The organism is Duganella sp. CF458 (assembly GCF_900113115.1).
Lineage (GTDB): Bacteria > Pseudomonadota > Gammaproteobacteria > Burkholderiales > Burkholderiaceae_D > Rugamonas.
In genome coordinates this window covers 259719-277304 of sequence record NZ_FOOF01000008.1, presented here as the reverse complement: position 1 = coordinate 277304, position 17586 = coordinate 259719, and the positions used below count along the sequence as shown (strand labels likewise).

Genomic DNA, 17586 nt, shown 5'->3' with positions numbered 1-17586 from the left:
GGCCACACTCTACCCTCGCGACTGTTGCGGAAAAAGCCTGTTTTCCGCGAAAGATATTTGAGCAATAATCAAAGGTATGAAGACGACGCTCGACGAAATGCAGGCATTTATTGCCATTGTGGCCACAGGATCGATCAGCGCAGCCGCCGAACGCCAGGGCCTGACGGTATCCGCCACCAGCCGCACCCTGACCCGCCTGGAAGAAAAACTGGAGACCACGCTGGTCCGGCGCACCACGCGGCGCCTGGAGCTGACCGAGGAAGGCAAGGCGTTCCTTGAATGCGCGCGGAGCATCGTCGCCAAGGTCGAAGAAACGGAAGAAAAGATGTCCCTGCGCCGCCAAGGCCCTGCCGGCCGCCTGCGCATCGATGCTTCCACGCCGTTCATGCTGCACGTGATCGTGCCCCTGGTGAACGGCTACCGCGAACGTTTTCCCCGCGTTGAGCTGGAATTGAACAGCAACGAAGGCATCACCGACCTGATGGAGAAGCGCACCGACGTCGCCTTCCGCATCGGCCGCCTGCGGGATTCGACCCTGCATGCCACGCCGATCGGCACCGGCAAGCTGCGCGTTCTGGCCGCCCCGTCGTATATCGAAAAGCACGGCGCACCCGCCGCCGTGGCTGACCTGGCTAACCACACGATCCTGGGCTTCAACCAGCCGGAAACCTTGAACGACTGGCCATTGGAAGACGCGGACGGCCAGCCGGTGCATGTCACGCCCAATATCTACACTTCAAGCGGCGAAACCCTGCTGCACCTGGCACTGCACGGGGCGGGCATCGTCTGCCTGTCCGATTTCTTGAGCAATGCCGACCGCAAGGCCGGCCGCCTGCAACAGATCCTGGTCGATGCAACATTGGAGGTGCGGCAACCGATCAATGCCGTCTACTACCGCAATACCGCCCTGTCGGCGCGGATTGCGTCGTTCGTCGACTACATGAAGGAAAAACTGGGCGATCGCGGCTTCGACGAGCCGGTATAATAACTACCCTTGCAACTGTAGGGTTATCTCAGAATGTCTTTGCTTGATCACGAGCTCGAACTGCTGGCGCCAGCTAAAACCGCGGAAATTGGCCGCGAAGCCATCCTGCACGGCGCGGATGCTGTCTATATCGGCGGCCCCGCCTTCGGCGCGCGCCACAACGCCAGCAATCCTATCGAGGATATTTCCTCGCTGGTGGAGTACGCCCACCGCTACCGTTCGCGCATCTTCGTGACCATGAATACCATCATGCACGATTCGGAGCTCGACCTGGCCCGCAAACAGATCTGGCAACTGTACGAAGCCGGCGTCGATGCCCTGATCATCCAGGACATGGGGCTGCTCGAACTGGACTTGCCGCCGATCCAGCTGCACGCCTCGACCCAGTGCGACATCCGCACCGTTGAAAAGGCCAAGTTCCTCGGCGACGTCGGCTTCTCGCAATTGGTGCTGGCGCGCGAGCTGACCCTCGACAAGATCAAGCAGATCCGCGCGGAAGTCGATACCCCGCTCGAGTACTTCGTGCACGGCGCGCTGTGCGTGGCGTTCTCCGGCCAGTGCTATATCTCGCATGCCGACACCGGCCGCAGCGCCAATCGCGGCGATTGCTCGCAGGCCTGCCGCCTGCCTTACACGCTGTCCGACAACCAGGGCCGCGTCGTGGCCTTCGAAAAGCACCTGCTGTCGATGAAGGACAACGACCAGAGTGCCAACCTGGAAGCCTTGGTCGACGCCGGCATCCGTTCCTTCAAGATCGAAGGCCGCTACAAGGACATGGGCTATGTGAAGAACATCACCGCCCATTACCGGCTATTGCTGGACGAACTGCTCGAACGCCGTCCTGAATTCGCCCGCGCCGCCAGCGGCCGCACCCGCGTGCTGTTCACGCCGGACGTGGACAAGACGTTCCACCGCGGCCACACCGATTACTTCGCGAACGGCCGCCAGGAAGATATCGGCGCCTTCGATTCGCCAAAATACGTTGGCGTGGAACTGGGCACCGTGGTGCGCATGGGCGGCGACCACATCGACGTCATCACCAATGCGCCGATGGCGAACGGCGACGGCCTGAATTACATGAACAAGCGCACCACCGTCGGCATCCAGGCCAACAAGGCCGAGAAGCTGGGCGACAGCGAAGACGGCCAGCGCTGGCGCATCTTCCCGAACGAGCAAATGGCTGTCCTGCCAGGCCTGAAAGTCGGGACCGTGATCCACCGCAACCGCGACCACCAGTGGGAAGCGGCGCTGCACAAGAAATCGTCCGACCGCCACGTCGGCCTGCAACTGACCCTGGCCGAGAATGAAGGCGGCCTGCGCCTGTCGATCATCGATGAAGACGGCATTGTCAGCAGCAGCGATGCGGCACTTGCACTGCAGCCGGCGCAGAACGCCGAACAGGCCGAGAGCGGCTTGCGCGCCAGCCTGGCAAAGCTTGGCAACACCATGTTCGTGGCTGATCATGTGGAGCTGAAGTTGTCGCAGCCGTGGTTCGTGCCATCATCCGCCATCAACGCCCTGCGCCGCGATGCTGTGGCGGCGCACGAGGCGGCGCGACTGGCGGCCTGGCAGCGCCCTCAGCGCAAGGCGCCGGCCGAACCGCGCGCCGTTTATCCGGATACGCAACTGAGCTACCTGGCCAACGTCTACAACGAAAAGGCGCGCGAGTTTTATCACAAGCATGGCGTGCAGTTGATCGCCGCCGCTTATGAGTCGCATGAAGAAGCGGGCGAAGTGCCGCTGATGATCACCAAGCATTGCCTGCGCTTCTCGTTCAACCTGTGCCCAAAGCAGGCGAAAGGTGTGCAGGGCGTGCAGGGCCAGGTGAAGGCCGAACCGATGACGCTGGTCAGCGGCGACCACACTTATACACTGCGCTTCGACTGCAAGCCGTGCGAGATGCACGTGGTTGGCGCGATGAAGCCGGGTATCCTGAACTCCCCTCCTCCATCGGCGGTACCTTACAGCCCCCTGGTATTCCACCGCAAGCGGCCGAACTAGGCAAGCAAGGCGCGCGCTTCGGCCAGCAAGCCCTCGGCGCAGGGCTTGCCGGTCTTGGATTCGCGTAACGAGACGTGCCACAGGCCGATGACACCGGCCAGCTGACTCTCGTCTTTCGCGTGTTCGATGCGGCGCACCAGGTCGGCCGCCATCAGGCCAAGGTGTTTGCGCGCCGCGGCCACCATGAACTCGCGCGCTGCCACTGTCGCCGCGGCGGGAGGGGTAGCGATGGGGGACGCAGCGGGGGGTGCCGCAGCCGGCGCCGGCGCTGAACTGATGCCTACCAAGCCCTTGCGCAGCAAGGCTTCCACCGCCTCCAGCATGTCGTCCTCGCCCAGCCAGGTTTCGATCTCACCCAGGGCCTTCTGGCCGTCGATCAGGATCAGCACCGAGCGCTGGCGTGCCGTCAGCCCAGCGCTGCGCTGGACAAATTCCACCCGTCCGGCCTCGGTCTTGCCAAATACCGTGGCGCGCAGGCGAATTCGATTTTCCGGAGTTAATTGCATATTGACATGCTAAGGGGCAATTGTGACAACTTCATTTCAGCCTTATACATTTTCCGTGATATAAAGACATCACCACCGTCCCGCACACCACGCCATGCCCTATCGCCTGCGTACGCTGACAGTCCTGCTGCTCGCTACTGGAGCGTACTATCTGCTGGCGCGGCTTGGCCTGATGCTGGCCCTGGCGCAGAGCAATGCCAGTCCGATCTGGCCGCCTTCCGGCTTTGCATTGGTACTGTTGCTGCGCTATGGCCGGCAATTCTGGCCCGCGATCCTGGTCGGCGCTTTCCTCGCCAACCTCGCTGTCTTCCAAAACAATAATGCCGCCTCGTTGCCGGTGCTGTTGACCGTCTCGCTGGCAATCGCATTCGGCAATGCAGCGGAGGCACTGATCGCCCACTGGCTGCTGCAGCGCCTGGGCATTGCCGGCATGGGCCTGCAAACCCAGCGCGAAGTGTATAAATACGGCGGGGTCGCCGCTGTGGCGGCCCTTTCATCGGCACTGGTGGGCGTGCTGTCGCTGGAACTGTCGAGCATCGTCCCACCCGCGCTGGCTTGGCAGGTTGCCGCAACCTGGTGGACTGGCGACTTCCTCGGCCTGTTGCTGCTTGCGCCGCTCGCCATGGCGGCCCCGGCGCGGCCGGCATGGCCGCACTGGGCGCCGGGCCAACTGGTGTTTCTCGCTTCGCTGGTGCTGGCCACCTTGGCTGTCTTCCTGAGCGATGCGCACTTCGCCGCGTTCCAGTTCCTGCCGTACTGCCTGCTGTTCTTTCTCGGCCTGGCGGCCGTCAACCGCTGGCGTTCCATGGTGCGCATCGCACTTGCGATCATTTCCAGCATCGCGATCCCGGCCACGGTCATGGACCACGGCCCCTTCGTTTCGGGTGTGCTGCACCATTCTTTGCTGTCGCTGTCGACTTACCTGGCCATCAGCAGCATCCTGGCCTGGGTCCTGGCTACCGAGGAAGATCCCGCCCTGGCGGAAAGCTATGTCTGGACGCCGATCCTGATCCTGCTGGCCTGTATGACCCTGACCGTCGGCGCCTGGGCCTGGATCACCTACGACACCGAATCGCGTACCAGCGAGCGGTTCCAGCGCGCCGCCGACAACGTGCGCGAAACCATACGCATGCGCATGGAGGGATATGAATCGCTGCTGCGCGCCGGCACTGCGCTGTTCGACGCTTCGGTCAGCGTCGAACGCGACGAATGGCAGCAATTTGTCGCGGGACTGGATGTGCAAAAGCAGTATCCAGGGGTGCTCGGCGTCGGTTTCGCGCGTTTTGCACCGGCCGGGGCGGTGGCGGCGCTCAACCAGGAACTGCGTGTCTGGCCCGAGGGCGACCGCGACCTGCATGCGGCCATCGTCTACCTGGAGCCGCGCTCGGAGCGCAATAACGTCGCCCTTGGCTATGACATGATGTCGGAACCCACGCGGCGCGACGCGATGGTGGCCGCCATGCAAAGCGGGAAAATGACCGCCAGCGGTCCGATCACGCTGGTGCAGGAAATTGAAGGCCGCAAGCAGGCCGGCTTCCTGATGTTCAATCCCGTCTATCACCAGAATGCCGCAGGGCACCGCGAATTGCATGGTTTCGTCTACAGCCCTTTCCGCATGGTCGACCTGATGCATGGCATCTTCGGCGACGCATTGCGCGAGGTGCGTCTCGACGTTTACTTCCAGGATATGAAGGGCCAGCTGATGTACACCAGCGCCCGCAGCGGCATGGGGCAAAGCTTCACGCGCTTGTCCAGCCTGCAGTATGTGCCGGTCGGCGATAACGGCCAGACCTGGGCCTTGAACGTACGTCCTACCGCCATGTTCGATACCGCAGTCGACCAGGGCAAGTCCTTCATGCTGCTGCTGATGGGCACTTTGATCAGCCTGCTGTTCTTCGGCGCCAGCCGCAACCTGGTGCACGAACGTATCGCCGCATTGCGCGCCAAGGAGCAATCGGCCCGGCAGCTCGAACAGCAAACGGCCAGCCTGGAAGAATCCGAAGCCCGCTTCAAGCTGCTCACTTCCCACATCCGCAACCACGCTATCGTGTTGTTGGACCCGGCCGGCACCATCACCACCTGGAATGAGGGCGCCCAAAAGCTGTTCGGTTATGCGTCCGCCGACATCGTCGGCCAGCCCTTGCAGACGCTCTCCACCGAGAGCCATGCCGTCACCAGCATGAAGCTCGCGCTGGAACATGGCCAGTATGAATCCACGTCCTGGCGCCGGCGGCGCGACGGCAGCACCTTCCTGGGCTTGAAGCAACTGTTCCCGGTGCGTGACGAACAGGGCAACTGCATTGGCTACGCCATGATCATGCGCGACGTCACGGCTGAAAAGGCGGCCGAAAAGGAACTCAACGACGCCAAGACCCAGGCCGAGTCGGCCAGCGCCGCCAAGAGCGCCTTCGTTGCCAATATCAGCCATGAGTTGCGGACCCCGATGAATGCGGTGCTCGGTGTCAGCCAGATCCTGGCGCGCACTCCGCTCAATGCGGAGCAACGCCAGTACCTCGACATGGTCTCGGGCGCCGGACGCTCCCTGCTTGCCCTGCTCAACGACGTGCTGGACTTCTCGAAGATCGAAGCCAACAAGCTGGAGTTGGCCGATGACGACTTCCTGGTCGAAGACGTGCTGAGCGCATTGGCGGCAGTGATGGCCATGACCAGCACCGACAAAGCGCTGGCACTCTCGCTTTGTGTGGAGGCCGACGTGCCGGCTTCGCTGCATGGCGACGTGCAGCGGGTCCAGCAAGTGCTGCTCAACCTGGTCAGCAACGCACTCAAGTTCACCGAACGCGGCACGGTCAGCGTCCACGCCAGCCGGGACCCGGCCCAGCCCGGCATGCTGCGCTGGGATGTCAGCGACACCGGCATCGGCATCAGTACCGAGCAATTGCAGCGCCTGTTCAGCCCCTTCAGCCAGGCCGACGCATCGATGGCCCGACGCTATGGCGGCACCGGCCTCGGACTCACTATTTCCCAGCGGCTGGTGCAAATGATGGGCGGATCGATCGAAGTCAACAGCACGCCAGGGCGCGGCACCACGTTCACCTTCCTGATGCCGCTGCGCGAAGGCGACCTGCCGGATCCCTATAGCGCCCCTGGCGCCAGGCGCAATTGGCGCGTCCTGTACGCCGACCCCAAGCAGGAACAGCATGATGACGTGGTCCAGTTGGCGGCGCGCTGGGGCTGGCGCTGCGATACGGTTGATTCCGCGGCCGGCATCGGCGAAGCCCTGGCACGCGCCAACTATGACTTGCTGATTTATGACAGAAGCCTGGCGGCGAGCGCGCGCAGGGCCAATATCGCGCAGCGGATCTGTGTGCGTTGCGGTGGCCAGCCGCCAGCCGCCGATCCCGGCCATGATCCTGAACTGTTGCGCCCCCTGACCCGCTCGGCGCTGTATTACGCGCTGTCCGTCCAAGGCGGGAAGGCGGCCGCACCCGCCGCCCGGTCCCGCGCGGCAGCGGGCGCGTTCAGCAGTGGCAGCAAGGCACTGGAAGGATTGTCGATCCTGCTGGCCGAAGACAATGCGCTCAACCAGCTCGTCGCCCGCAGCATGCTGGAAGCTGTCGGCGCCAAGGTCCACATCGCCGAGAACGGGGAGCAGGCGCTCAGCTTCTTGCGCTCGGGACGGGCGCCCGTCGACCTGGTGCTGATGGATGTGCAAATGCCGGTGATGGACGGGTTCAGTGCGACCCAGGCGATCCGTAAGGAGCTGGGGCAGGACTTGCCCGTGCTGGCGATGAGCGCCGGCGTCACGCTGGGTGAGCGCGCCGAGTGCGAGGCGGTCGGCATGAACGGTTTCGTGGCCAAACCGGTCGACGGAGATGACTTAATTACAACAATTCTGCGATTTGTTCACGCCAAGGCCCGCAATTGAAATCTCTCGAATTGACACAAACGCTATAATTCACCCGCAGTCATTAAATTTTTGGAAATAAATGAAAAAGCTTTTACTCGGGGCTACTTTTGCTGCCCTGTCGCTGCCGGCGCTTGCCGACACCTTTTCAGTGATTGAAAACCAGCCTTTATCCGAACTTTGGGTAAATCCCGGTTTCTACTCTTATCACTTCCAGCGCGACAAAGGTTTCGACGACACCAACCCCGGTTTCGGCGCTGAATACCGTTTTTCCACTGTTGCCTCCGTGACTGCCGGCCGCTTCCATAATAGCGATCGCCACATGTCGAATTACGCCGGCGTTTATTACCAGCCGTGGTCGATCGGCCCGGTGCGCCTGGGCGCGGTCGTCGGCGGCTTTAATGGCTATCCGAAAATGCGCGACGGCGGATGGTTCCTCGCGGCAATTCCCGTCATCAGCGTGGAATATCAACGCGTTGGCGTTAACTTTGCTATCGTACCTACATACAAGGAACGTCTGCATGGCGCTTTATCCGTGCAACTCAAGTTCAAACTGATGTGATTGAAATGAACAAGCGCACATCCATTGAACATTTGCAGTCCAGTTCGCTTGAAGAATTGCAGCGGCTGGCTGGATTTGTGTGCGGCAAGCCGGTGCCGGCCGAGGCATTGGCGGATGAGCAGCTGTTATTTACTTATTTGCCCGAAAACTATTCCGACGATCAGCATGCCGCGCTGGCCGACCTGGCGCAATGCGTGCGCACCCAACACAGCCTGCGCCAAGGCCTGGCCCGCGCCAAAGGCTTCCTGGCCGGATTCGCCGAGCATGCTCCGGCCCCGCTCTGGATCAAGGATGCCGAGGGCGATTACGTCATGGGCGGCGGCCTGGAACAGCAGGATGGCGCAACGCCGGAGAATCCGGACGTCACCAAGACCATGGAGACGACCGATGAGGGCAAGCGCCACTGGCTGGTGCACAAGTTCCCGATCCATGTGAATGGCGAGTCCTTTACCGGCGGCTCCGCGATCGATGTCACTACCGAGGTGGAAAAAGAACGCGCGCTGATCCGCCACGATAACTTCTACGTGCTGCTGTCGCGCCTGAGCGCCCTGATCCCGCGCTCGCGCACGCTGGAGCAGCTGTGCCTGGACGCCTGCCGCCTCGCGGCCCACCAGCCCAGCCTCGATTGCGCGGCCATCAGCCGCCGCGCCGACGACGGCACGCTGTACCTGTTCGCCTCGGCCAGCCGCGAAGGCCAGGAGCGCCACTGGAGCGCGGGCGAGCACCCGCCCGACTGGCTGGCGGCGGAACTGGCGGGCCATGTACTAGCCACCGGCCGTGTGCAATCCGGTTCGCGCAAGGGCCATGAAATCGCGTCATGCATGGCGGTTCCGCTATTCGTCAACAACCAGCCCTGGGGCGTGGCCACCTTTTACTCGCGGCGCGAGCACCATTTCGACGCCTTCTACCGCGAGCGCGCCGGTGAGTTGAGCAATGAACTGAGCTACGGCATCGAACGCCTGGTCAACGCGCAGGAAATGCATCGCCTGGCGCGCACCAATGTGCTGTCCGGGCTGCCGAGCCGCCTGCAGTTTGAAGAGGAAATTGCCGCCCTGGCCGCTTCCGACGCGCGCGGCACGGTCCTGCTGATCAACATCAACCGCTTCGACGAGATCAGCTCGGCCTACGGCAATGCCGCCGCCGTCGGCCTGATGCGCCACATCGCCCAGCGCCTGCGCTCGGTGGTGGCCGAGAGCATGCTGCTGGCCCACGTCGGCGTCGGCCGCTTTGCGGTGTTCCTGCCGGCACATGGCACGCAAACGGCCGCGGAATTCATTCACGAAACGGCGGTGCCGATGCTGCAAGGCGCCTACCAGGTCAAGGAACACAAGATCTGGTGCACCATCAATGCCGGCGCCGCGGCGCTGCCGGACGACGGCACGACCGCCGACGAGTTGCTGGTGAAGTCCTGGGATGCACTGTCCGCCGCGCGCGACCTCGACCTGCGTTTCGGGCAGTACGACCGTGCCGCCGACCGCGTGGTGGCGCGCCAGATCAGCCTTGAAGTGGAATTGCGCGAAGCGCTCGAACGCCAGGAGTTCGTCAACTTCTACCAGCCGAAGATCGACCTGCGCACCGGCAAGCTGACGGGCGCCGAAGCGCTGGTGCGTTGGCGCCATCCGCAGCGCGGGCTGGTGTCGCCGTCGGAATTCGTGCCGGAATTGGAGCGCACCGGCCTGGTGATCGCCGTTGGCCGCCAGGTCATGCAGCGCGCCATGCAGGACTGGCGCGCCTGGCACGATGCGGGCCTGCAGCCGCCGCAGATCGCCGTCAACGTGGCTCCGGCGCAGTTCCGCTGCGATTCCCTGTTCAACGATATCGAGCATGCCCTGCATACCGCCGGCGCCGACAATCGGCCGCTCTCGATTGAAATCACGGAAAGCTCGCTGGTCTCCGATCATGACCGCGTGGTTGAAATCCTGAGCAAGGTCCGCGCCCTGGACGTACCGGTGGCGATCGACGATTTCGGCACCGGATATTCCTCGCTGTCCTACCTGGTCAGCCTGCCGGTGGACGTGATGAAAATCGATCGTTCCTTCGTCACCCGCATGTCGCAGGACGCAGGCTATATGGGCCTGGTCAGCACGGTGGTATCCCTGGCGCACAACCTTGACCTCAAGGTCGTGGCCGAGGGGATCGAGACGGAAGAAGAAGCCAAGCTGCTCAAGCTGCTGCGCTGCGAACAGGGACAGGGCTACCTGTATGGCCACCCTGTCCCGGCCGACGAATTCGCGGCCTTGCTCGAACCGGCTTAATGCGCGGCTTAGTGCGCGGCTTAATGCGCGGCCTGGTGCCCCGCTCAGTGCCTTGCTGAGGCGCGGGCCGTCGCCACCTGGTCGAGGATGTGCCTCGGCACCGCCGCGTAGTGCTGGAACTCCATGGTGTAGGTGGCCCGGCCCTGCGTCAGCGAACGCAGCGAGGTCGAGTAGCCGAACATCTCCGCCAGCGGCACCAGCGCGCGAACCTGCTTGCCGCCGCCTCCCGGAATTTCGTCCATGCCCTGCACCATGCCACGCCGCGTGGTCAGGTCGCCCATCACATTGCCCATGAATTCCTCGGGTGTCTCCACCTCGACGTGCATCATCGGCTCCAGCAACTGCGCGTCAGCCTTGCGCATGCCTTCCTTGAACGCCATCGAACCGGCCATGCGGAAGGCGTTCTCGTTCGAATCCACGTCGTGGTAGGAGCCGAAGGTCAGCGTGGCGCGCACGTCGACCACCGGGTAGCCCGCCAGTACGCCGGTGGTCAGCGTCTCGCGGATCCCCTTCTCCACCGCCGGAATGAACTCGCGCGGCACCACACCGCCCTTGATGGCGTCGACGAACTCGAAGCCTTTGCCCGCTTCCATCGGTTCCAGCTTCAGCACCACGTGGCCGTACTGCCCCTTGCCGCCTGACTGCTTGATGAACTTGCCCTCGATATCGCTCACCGCTTTGGTCACGGTTTCTCGATACGCCACCTGGGGCTTGCCCACCGTCGTTTCGACGCTGAACTCGCGGCGCATGCGGTCCACCAGGATTTCCAGGTGCAGCTCGCCCATGCCGGACATGATGGTCTGGCCCGATTCCTCGTCGGTATGCACGCGGAACGACGGATCCTCCTGCGCCAGGCGGTTCAGGGCAATCGCCATCTTCTCCTGGTCGGCCTTGGTCTTCGGTTCCACCGCCTGCGAAATCACAGGCTCGGGGAACACCATCTTCTCCAGGATGATGACCTGGTCCGGATTGCTGAGCGTGTCACCGGTGGTCACGTTCTTCAAGCCCACGGCGGCCGCGATATCGCCCGCGAACACTTCCTTGATCTCCTTGCGCTCGTTGGCGTGCATCTGCAGGATGCGTCCCAGGCGTTCCTTCTGCGTCTTGGTCGGGTTGTAGACCGTATCGCCGGAATTGACGATGCCCGAATACACGCGGAAGAACGTCAACTGGCCCACAAACGGGTCGGTCATGATCTTGAAGGCGAGCGCGGAGAACGGCTCCTCATCCGAAGGATGGCGCTCGATTTCCTTGTCGTCCTCATCGTGGCCCGCGATCGCCGGCACGTCGACCGGCGACGGCAGGTACTCGATCACCGCATCGAGCATGGCCTGCACGCCGCGATTCTTGAAGGCGCTGCCGGCCAGCATCGGCACGATCTCGTTACGGATGGTGCGCGCGCGCAGCGCGGCCTTGATCTCGTCTTCGGTCAGCGTTTCGCCGTTCAGGTATTTCTCCGTCAGTTCGGGCGTCGCTTCAGCGGCGGCCTCGATCATATGGTCGTGCCACTGCTGCGCCAGGTCTTGTAAACTGGCGGGTATGTCTTCATAGGTGAACTTGACGCCCAGCGTCTCGTCGTCCCACATGATGGCGCGCATCTTGACCAGGTCGACCACGCCATGGAAGTTTTCCTCGGCGCCGATCGGGATCTGGATCGGCACGGCGGTGCCCTTCAGGCGGTCCTTGATCTGCTGCTGCACGCGGAAGAAGTCCGCGCCAACCCGGTCCATCTTGTTGACGAAGGCAAGGCGCGGCACCTTGTACTTGTTGGCCTGGCGCCAGACGGTTTCCGACTGCGGCTGCACGCCGCCGACCGAGTCGTACACCATGACCGCGCCATCGAGCACGCGCATCGAGCGCTCGACTTCGATCGTGAAGTCGACGTGCCCCGGCGTGTCGATGATATTGATCCGGTGCTCGGGGAAATTGCCGCCCATGCCTTTCCAGAAGGCGGTGGTGGCTGCCGAGGTGATGGTGATGCCGCGTTCCTGCTCCTGTTCCATCCAGTCCATGGTCGCGGCGCCATTGTGCACCTCGCCCAGCTTGTGGTTGACCCCGGTGTAAAACAGGATGCGCTCCGTCGTCGTGGTCTTGCCAGCGTCGATGTGGGCGCTGATGCCGATATTGCGGTAACGCTCGATAGGTGTCTTGCGGCTCATCACAATCTCCTTGAACGATGCCTTGCGGGCATCTTCGATTCTATCAGTAACAGGAGTGCGAAGATTGGGCGGCTCAACAAGAAATCAAGGGAGCGCTTTCGCCTTTATCATCGTACTCGCGCGCGCAAACACACCGGCACCAAGATGGTGCAGCGTATGCAGGTCGGCATTGTCCTCGCGGAATGACCAATGCCCTTCGGAAAATACACGTTCATCCGCCGCGGCGGCGACCACTTCGGCGAAGCAGGTGTCGTACGCATCTTCGGCATGGCGCTCAGGGATCAGGCGGCATTCGAGCCAGGCTACGCAGCCCGAGGCGATCAGCGGCGCGCCGGTGGCTTCCCCGGTCCGCGCCTCGATGCCGAAGCGCGCGAATTTATCGCTTTCCCGGCCGCTCGCCGTGCCGACCGCGTAAGCCAGGTCCGCCGCTGCGGCGCCCGGAATGCAGAGCGCGAACACGCCGCTGGCAGCGATCAGTTCGCGGCTGAAGGTATGCTTGTCGATCACGACGGCGATGCGCGGCGGCGTGAATTCCACCGGCATCGACCAGGCCGCGGCCATGATATTGCGGCGCCCTTCATGGGCACTGGCGACAAGGACGGTGGGGCCGTGGTTGAGCAGGCGGCTGGCGTGGTTCAGCGCAACTGGCTTGAAGTGTTCAAATTGCTGAGTCATCGCCCATTTTAGCGCCGAAACGGACTTCCGGCAGGCCGACCGCATCCGTCACCGGCATGCCGAATACGCCGCCGGCATAGCGCTCGCTTTCGAGCAGGTCCACCAGGGCGCTGGTCACGAAGAGCTGGTTCAAGTCCGGTCCGCCAAACACCGGGCAAGTCGGTTGGCTGACCGGGACCGCGACGGCGCGCTCGACGCTGCCGTCGGGCCGGTAGCGCACGATCCGGCTCGCGCCCCATTCGGCATTCCACAGGAAACCGTCGGCATCGACCACGGAGCCATCGGGCTCGCCGCAGCCCGGCGGCAGGTGGGCGAAGATACGTTCGCCCGATACGTCGTCGCCGTAATCGCAACAGCGGATCAAGCCGGACAAGGAGTCGCAGAAGTACATGGTGGCGCCGTCCGGGCTAAAGCAGATGCTGTTGGCAATTGCCACCGGCGACAACGGCAGCAGTTCGAGCTGGCGATTGTGGCCAAGCCGGTAAAAGCGTCCGACCGGCGCCCTGCCGATTGCCTCGTTCATGGTGCCGAACACGAAGCGCCCCTGGCGGTCGCAGCGGCCATCGTTGATCCGGGTTGCGGCAACATCGGCTTCGACCTCAACGATGGTCATCGCCTCGCCCGTGGCCAAGTCGAACCAGGCCAAGCGGCTTTCCAGGCCAAGCAGCAAGCGGCCTTCCGCGGCGGTCAGCGCGAACGATGCCAGGCGCTCCGGCATGTCCCATTGCCTGGTTTCCCCGCTGGAAGGACGGTGGCGCCACAGCTTGCGGCCCAGGATATCGGTCCACAGCAGCGCTTGCGTGCGCCCGCACCAGACAATGCATTCGCCCAGCGCATTCTGGGCATCGACAATCAGCTCCATTTCACCTCCACCTGTCGATGACGTAGCGCGTGTTCGCGCTGTAGGGAGCACCGGGACGGCAGATCGCATCGGGGAAACCGGGCTGGTTCGGCGCATCCGGGAAATGCTGCGGCTCCAGGCACAGCCCGGCATGGCGCGTCAAGTCGCGCCCCTTGCCGCCCAGCGTGCCGTCGAGGTAATTCCCGCTGTAGAACTGCAGCCCGGGGCAGTTGGTATAGATATCCATCCGGCGGCCCGAGGCCGGGTCGGCCAGGCTGGCCTGCGGCCCCGGTCCGCGCGCCAGCACGAAATTGTGGTCATAACCATGGGCCAGCGCGAGTTGCGGGTGCGCCTCGGCCAAGGCGTTGCCGATCCGCCGCCTGAGGCGAAAATCGAACGGCCCGCCGTCCACCTCTTGCAGCTGCCCTGTCGGCAGCAACTCCGGCCCCACCGGCAGGTAGCGTGCCGCGTCGACGCACAGTTCATGCCCAAGGATATCGCCCTCGCCTGCCAGATTGAAGTAACTGTGCTGGCTGATGCTGACCGGCGTTGGCTGGTCGGGGATGGCCTGGTAGCAGCAGCGCAGTTCGCCGCTGGCAGTGAGCTCATAAGTCACCATGACCAGCAGGTTGCCGGGATAGCCTTCCTCGCCATCGCGGCTGAGGCGGCACATGCTGATGCGGGCCAGCTCGTTGTCGCCGCTGGCATGCCCCTGCCAGCATTGCTTGTGAAAGCCGCGCCGCCCGCCGTGCAGGTGATTCCCGCCCTCGTTCTGCGTCAATTGGACATGGTTGCCATCGCTTTGGTAGCGGCCGCCGCCAATCCGGTTGGCGAAGCGCCCCACCACGGCGCCGAAGTATGCCGTGTCGCGCTCGTAATCGAGCAAGGTGTCGAAGCCCAGCACGAAATCGACCGGCGCACCGTGCCGCGCCAGCACACGCCAGCTGCGGATGATGCAGCCATAATCGAGCACGGACAACAGCATGCCCTGCCCGTTGTCGAGCGTGAACTCCATCACCGGCTCGCCATTGGCGAGCTCGCCAAACAGCCGGCTGTCGACACAAGGCTTCATCGCGCGCGCCAGGCCGCGACCAGTTCGCGCGCCCTTGACTCCAGCTCGGGCAAGGCGATGCCCGGCTCATACAGGCGGCCGCCGATCCCGAATCCATCGGCGCCGGCGCGCATCCATTCGTGCAGGTTTCCCGCGCTCACCCCGCCGACGGGCCATAACCTGGCCGACGGCGGCAGGATGGTCTTCACGCTGCGCAGCCCGCTCGGCCCAAGCGTCTCGGCCGGGAACCATTTGATGGCGTCGGCACCCGCGGCCAAGGCCGCCAAGGCTTCGGTCGGGGTGGCAACGCCAGGCAGCGTCAGCATGCCCAGTGCGCGGGCACGCTGCATGACGGCCGGATCGAAGTTCGGGGCCACCATGATGCGGCCGCCGGCGGCATGGACGGCATCGACGTCGGCAACCGTTGTCATGGTGCCGCCGCCGACCAGTGCATCACCGGGCTTGATGCGGTCCAGCAGGCGGATGCATTCGAGCGCGCCCGGCCGGTTCAAGGGCACTTCGAGGATGCGGAAACCGCTGTAGAACAGTGCCGCTGCGACGGCCGGCGCCTCCGCCTCCGTCAGGCCCCGCAGGATCGCCACCAATGGCGGCTGATAGTCGTCGATTGCGCTCATCAGATTGCCTCCATGAAGCGTGCCAGCGCTGCGCAGTAAGCCTGGTCCGGGTCGATCAGCTGCGTGGCATAGCCGAGCATTTGCGCCACTTCGCGGTACGGCGCCGTCAACTCATGCGACGCGATCAGGTGCAGCACTGGCATGCCGCCGGCGCCGGCTGGCGCCTCGTCACGGCGCGCTGCGAACTCGGTGCCGATCAGCAGGCCGCTGACATAGGAACGCGTTTCACCGGCACTCGACCCGCCCGCCACGACGCGGGCGCGCGCCTCGAACAGAGTATGGCTCAGGGCTTCGGCGCTTTGCGCACGGTTGGCGCCGGCACGCAGGGCTTCGGCATCCGCTTGCCCTTCGGCCATCAGCCCAGCCAGGGTGCCCGATGAGCGCAATGCTGCATACAGCTCGCCCGTGATGTAGGTGGTCAGGCGCGAAATCGTGCCATCGCTCACTTCCACCCATTTGCTGTGCGTGCCCGGCAGTACATAACTGCCATCGCCATGCTGGCGCAAAAGCGCCCCGAGGAGCTGGGTTTCCTCGCCGCGCATGACATCGATGCTGCCATGTTCGCGATAGCAGTAGCCTGGAACGATGAAACAGCCGGCGGCGCCGCTGACCGGCACCAGCGTGTCGGGCAAGCGCGCCAGCGGCACGCTGCTATCGAGGTAGGCCACTTCCTGCCAGCCTTGCGCGCTGCCCACCATGCCCGACATGACCACTGGAACCAGGGCATCGAGGTCGAGCTGCTGCCGCAAAGCCTGCAACGCCTCGGCGAAATGGCCCTGCGCGGCAAGCGCGCCCAAGGCGTCTTCATGCTTTCGCAGGCAGGCGCCGTCTGCGCCGATCACATAGGCGCGCCGGTTGCTGGTGCCCCAGTCGATGCCCAGCAGGCAGGCTGGCGCTACCATTCGGCCACACTGCCATCGGCATGCCGCCACAGCGGGTTGCGCCAATCGGGCGCGGCGCGGCTGGCTTCGATGACCCGTTCCTCGTTGATATCGACACCCAGGCCCGGCAGCGGCAAGGGTGCGATATAGCCGCCCTCCATGCGGAAGTCGGCCGCATTGTGGACATAGTCCAGCAGTTCGGCGCCCTGGTTGTAATGGATGCCCATGCTCTGCTCCTGCAGCACCGCGTTGTAGGCAACGAAGTCCACCTGCAGGCAGGCGGCCAGCGCCACCGGCCCAAGCGGACAATGCGGCGCCAGCGTGACATCGTAGGCTTCGGCCATGGCGGCAATGCGCAGGCACTCTGAAATGCCACCGGCGTGCGACAGGTCGGGCTGCAGGATGGCCAAGCCGCCCTGCTCCAGGACTTTCTTGAACTCGAAGCGCGAAAACATGCGCTCGCCGGCTGCCAGCGGAATACTGGTCATGTCGGACAGGCGCCGGTAGTATTCGGACTGTTCGGCCAGCACCGGCTCTTCCACGAACAAGGGCCGGTAGGGTTCCAGCGCCCGCAGCAAGGGCTTGGCCATGGGCCAGGCCACGCGGCCATGGAAGTCGATGCCGAATTCGATCTCGTAGCCGAACACATCGCGGATGCCGGCAATGCGTTCCACCGCCGCGTCGACCGCTGCGGCACTGTCCAGCATGGCCATTTCCTCGGTACCGTTCATCTTGAAGGTATTCAGCCCGATCGCGCGCAAGGTCTCGATGCCCGCCACGATATCGGCCGGCCGGTCGCCACCTACCCAGCTGTAAATCTTCATGCGATCGCGCACCCGCCCGCCCAGCAGCTCATACACCGGCACACCCAGGACCTTGCCCTTGATATCCCACAGCGCCTGGTCGATGCCGGCGATGGCGCTCATGAACACCGCGCCGCCGCGATAGAAGCCGCCACGGTACATGGCTTGCCACAGGTCGTTGATACGCGACGGTTCCTGCCCGACCAGCAGTTCGCCCAGTTCGTGCACGGCGGCTTCCACCGTCCGCGCCCGGCCCTCGATCACCGGCTCGCCCCAGCCGCTGACACCTTCGTCCGTCTCGATCTTGAGGAACATCCAGCGCGGGGCGACCCGGTATGTACTCAATTTCGTGATCTTCATGATCGCC

The 17586-nt window shown here is 63.8% G+C and carries 13 protein-coding genes; 5 read left to right on the top strand and 8 right to left on the bottom strand.

The genetic code is table 11. The features are described from left to right. The first annotated feature begins 76 nt into the window (after positions 1–76). Positions 77–985 carry a LysR family transcriptional regulator gene (locus BM269_RS14635; protein WP_090437901.1) on the top strand — a complete coding sequence of 303 codons (909 nt, stop codon included), beginning with the start codon at positions 77–79 and terminating at the stop codon, positions 983–985. Positions 986–1018: 33 nt separating this feature from the next. Further along, positions 1019–2986 (top strand): peptidase U32 family protein, encoded by a 1968-nt coding sequence (locus BM269_RS14630; RefSeq protein WP_090437899.1) that lies wholly within the window; start codon positions 1019–1021, stop codon positions 2984–2986. On the opposite strand, the gene BM269_RS14625 is transcribed toward BM269_RS14630, so the two are convergent. Continuing rightward, a complete protein-coding gene (locus BM269_RS14625; RefSeq protein ID WP_090437897.1) occupies positions 2983–3492 on the bottom strand; it encodes a hypothetical protein in 510 nt (169 codons plus the stop codon). The two genes, BM269_RS14630 and BM269_RS14625, sit on opposite strands and share 4 nt — an antisense overlap. A 94-nt stretch (positions 3493–3586) precedes the next feature. Between BM269_RS14625 and BM269_RS14620 the strand changes: the two genes are divergently transcribed. The 3 genes from BM269_RS14620 to BM269_RS14610 all read left to right on the top strand — a co-directional run bounded on the left by BM269_RS14620 (position 3587) and on the right by BM269_RS14610 (position 10174). Continuing rightward, entirely contained in the window at positions 3587–7378 is a 3792-nt protein-coding gene (locus tag BM269_RS14620; protein ID WP_090437895.1) for a CHASE domain-containing protein, read from the top strand. A 61-nt stretch (positions 7379–7439) separates the two neighbouring features. Beyond that, positions 7440–7919, top strand: coding sequence for a hypothetical protein (locus tag BM269_RS14615; RefSeq protein WP_090437893.1), 480 nt, complete (start codon positions 7440–7442; stop codon positions 7917–7919). Between the two features lie 5 nt (positions 7920–7924). Beyond that, complete coding sequence (locus tag BM269_RS14610) at positions 7925–10174, top strand: putative bifunctional diguanylate cyclase/phosphodiesterase (RefSeq protein WP_139232747.1); 2250 nt, start codon at positions 7925–7927, stop codon at positions 10172–10174. Positions 10175–10218: 44 nt separating this feature from the next. Here the strand turns inward: BM269_RS14610 and fusA are convergent, their stop codons facing one another. The 7 genes from fusA to dgoD form a co-directional block, all read right to left on the bottom strand. Continuing rightward, positions 10219–12333 (bottom strand): elongation factor G, encoded by a 2115-nt coding sequence (gene fusA, locus BM269_RS14605; protein ID WP_090437890.1) that lies wholly within the window; start codon positions 12331–12333, stop codon positions 10219–10221. Positions 12334–12417: 84 nt separating this feature from the next. Next, positions 12418–13008 (bottom strand): flavin reductase family protein, encoded by a 591-nt coding sequence (locus BM269_RS14600; RefSeq protein WP_090437888.1) that lies wholly within the window; start codon positions 13006–13008, stop codon positions 12418–12420. Beyond that, positions 12992–13870 (bottom strand): SMP-30/gluconolactonase/LRE family protein, encoded by an 879-nt coding sequence (locus BM269_RS14595; protein ID WP_090437886.1) that lies wholly within the window; start codon positions 13868–13870, stop codon positions 12992–12994. Before BM269_RS14595 ends, BM269_RS14600 begins: the two co-directional genes overlap by 17 nt. A 1-nt stretch (position 13871) precedes the next feature. Further along, a complete protein-coding gene (locus BM269_RS14590; protein ID WP_090437884.1) occupies positions 13872–14921 on the bottom strand; it encodes an aldose epimerase family protein in 1050 nt (349 codons plus the stop codon). Then, positions 14918–15535, bottom strand: a complete 618-nt coding sequence (locus BM269_RS14585) for a 2-dehydro-3-deoxy-6-phosphogalactonate aldolase (protein ID WP_090437883.1) — start codon at positions 15533–15535, stop codon at positions 14918–14920. The genes BM269_RS14590 and BM269_RS14585 overlap by 4 nt, the downstream gene beginning before the upstream one ends. After that, complete coding sequence (locus BM269_RS14580; protein WP_090437881.1) at positions 15535–16437, bottom strand: 2-dehydro-3-deoxygalactonokinase; 903 nt, start codon at positions 16435–16437, stop codon at positions 15535–15537. Before BM269_RS14580 ends, BM269_RS14585 begins: the two co-directional genes overlap by 1 nt. Continuing rightward, positions 16431–17579 (bottom strand): galactonate dehydratase, encoded by a 1149-nt coding sequence (dgoD, locus tag BM269_RS14575; protein ID WP_090437879.1) that lies wholly within the window; start codon positions 17577–17579, stop codon positions 16431–16433. Before dgoD ends, BM269_RS14580 begins: the two co-directional genes overlap by 7 nt. Between the last annotated feature and the right edge of the window lie 7 nt (positions 17580–17586).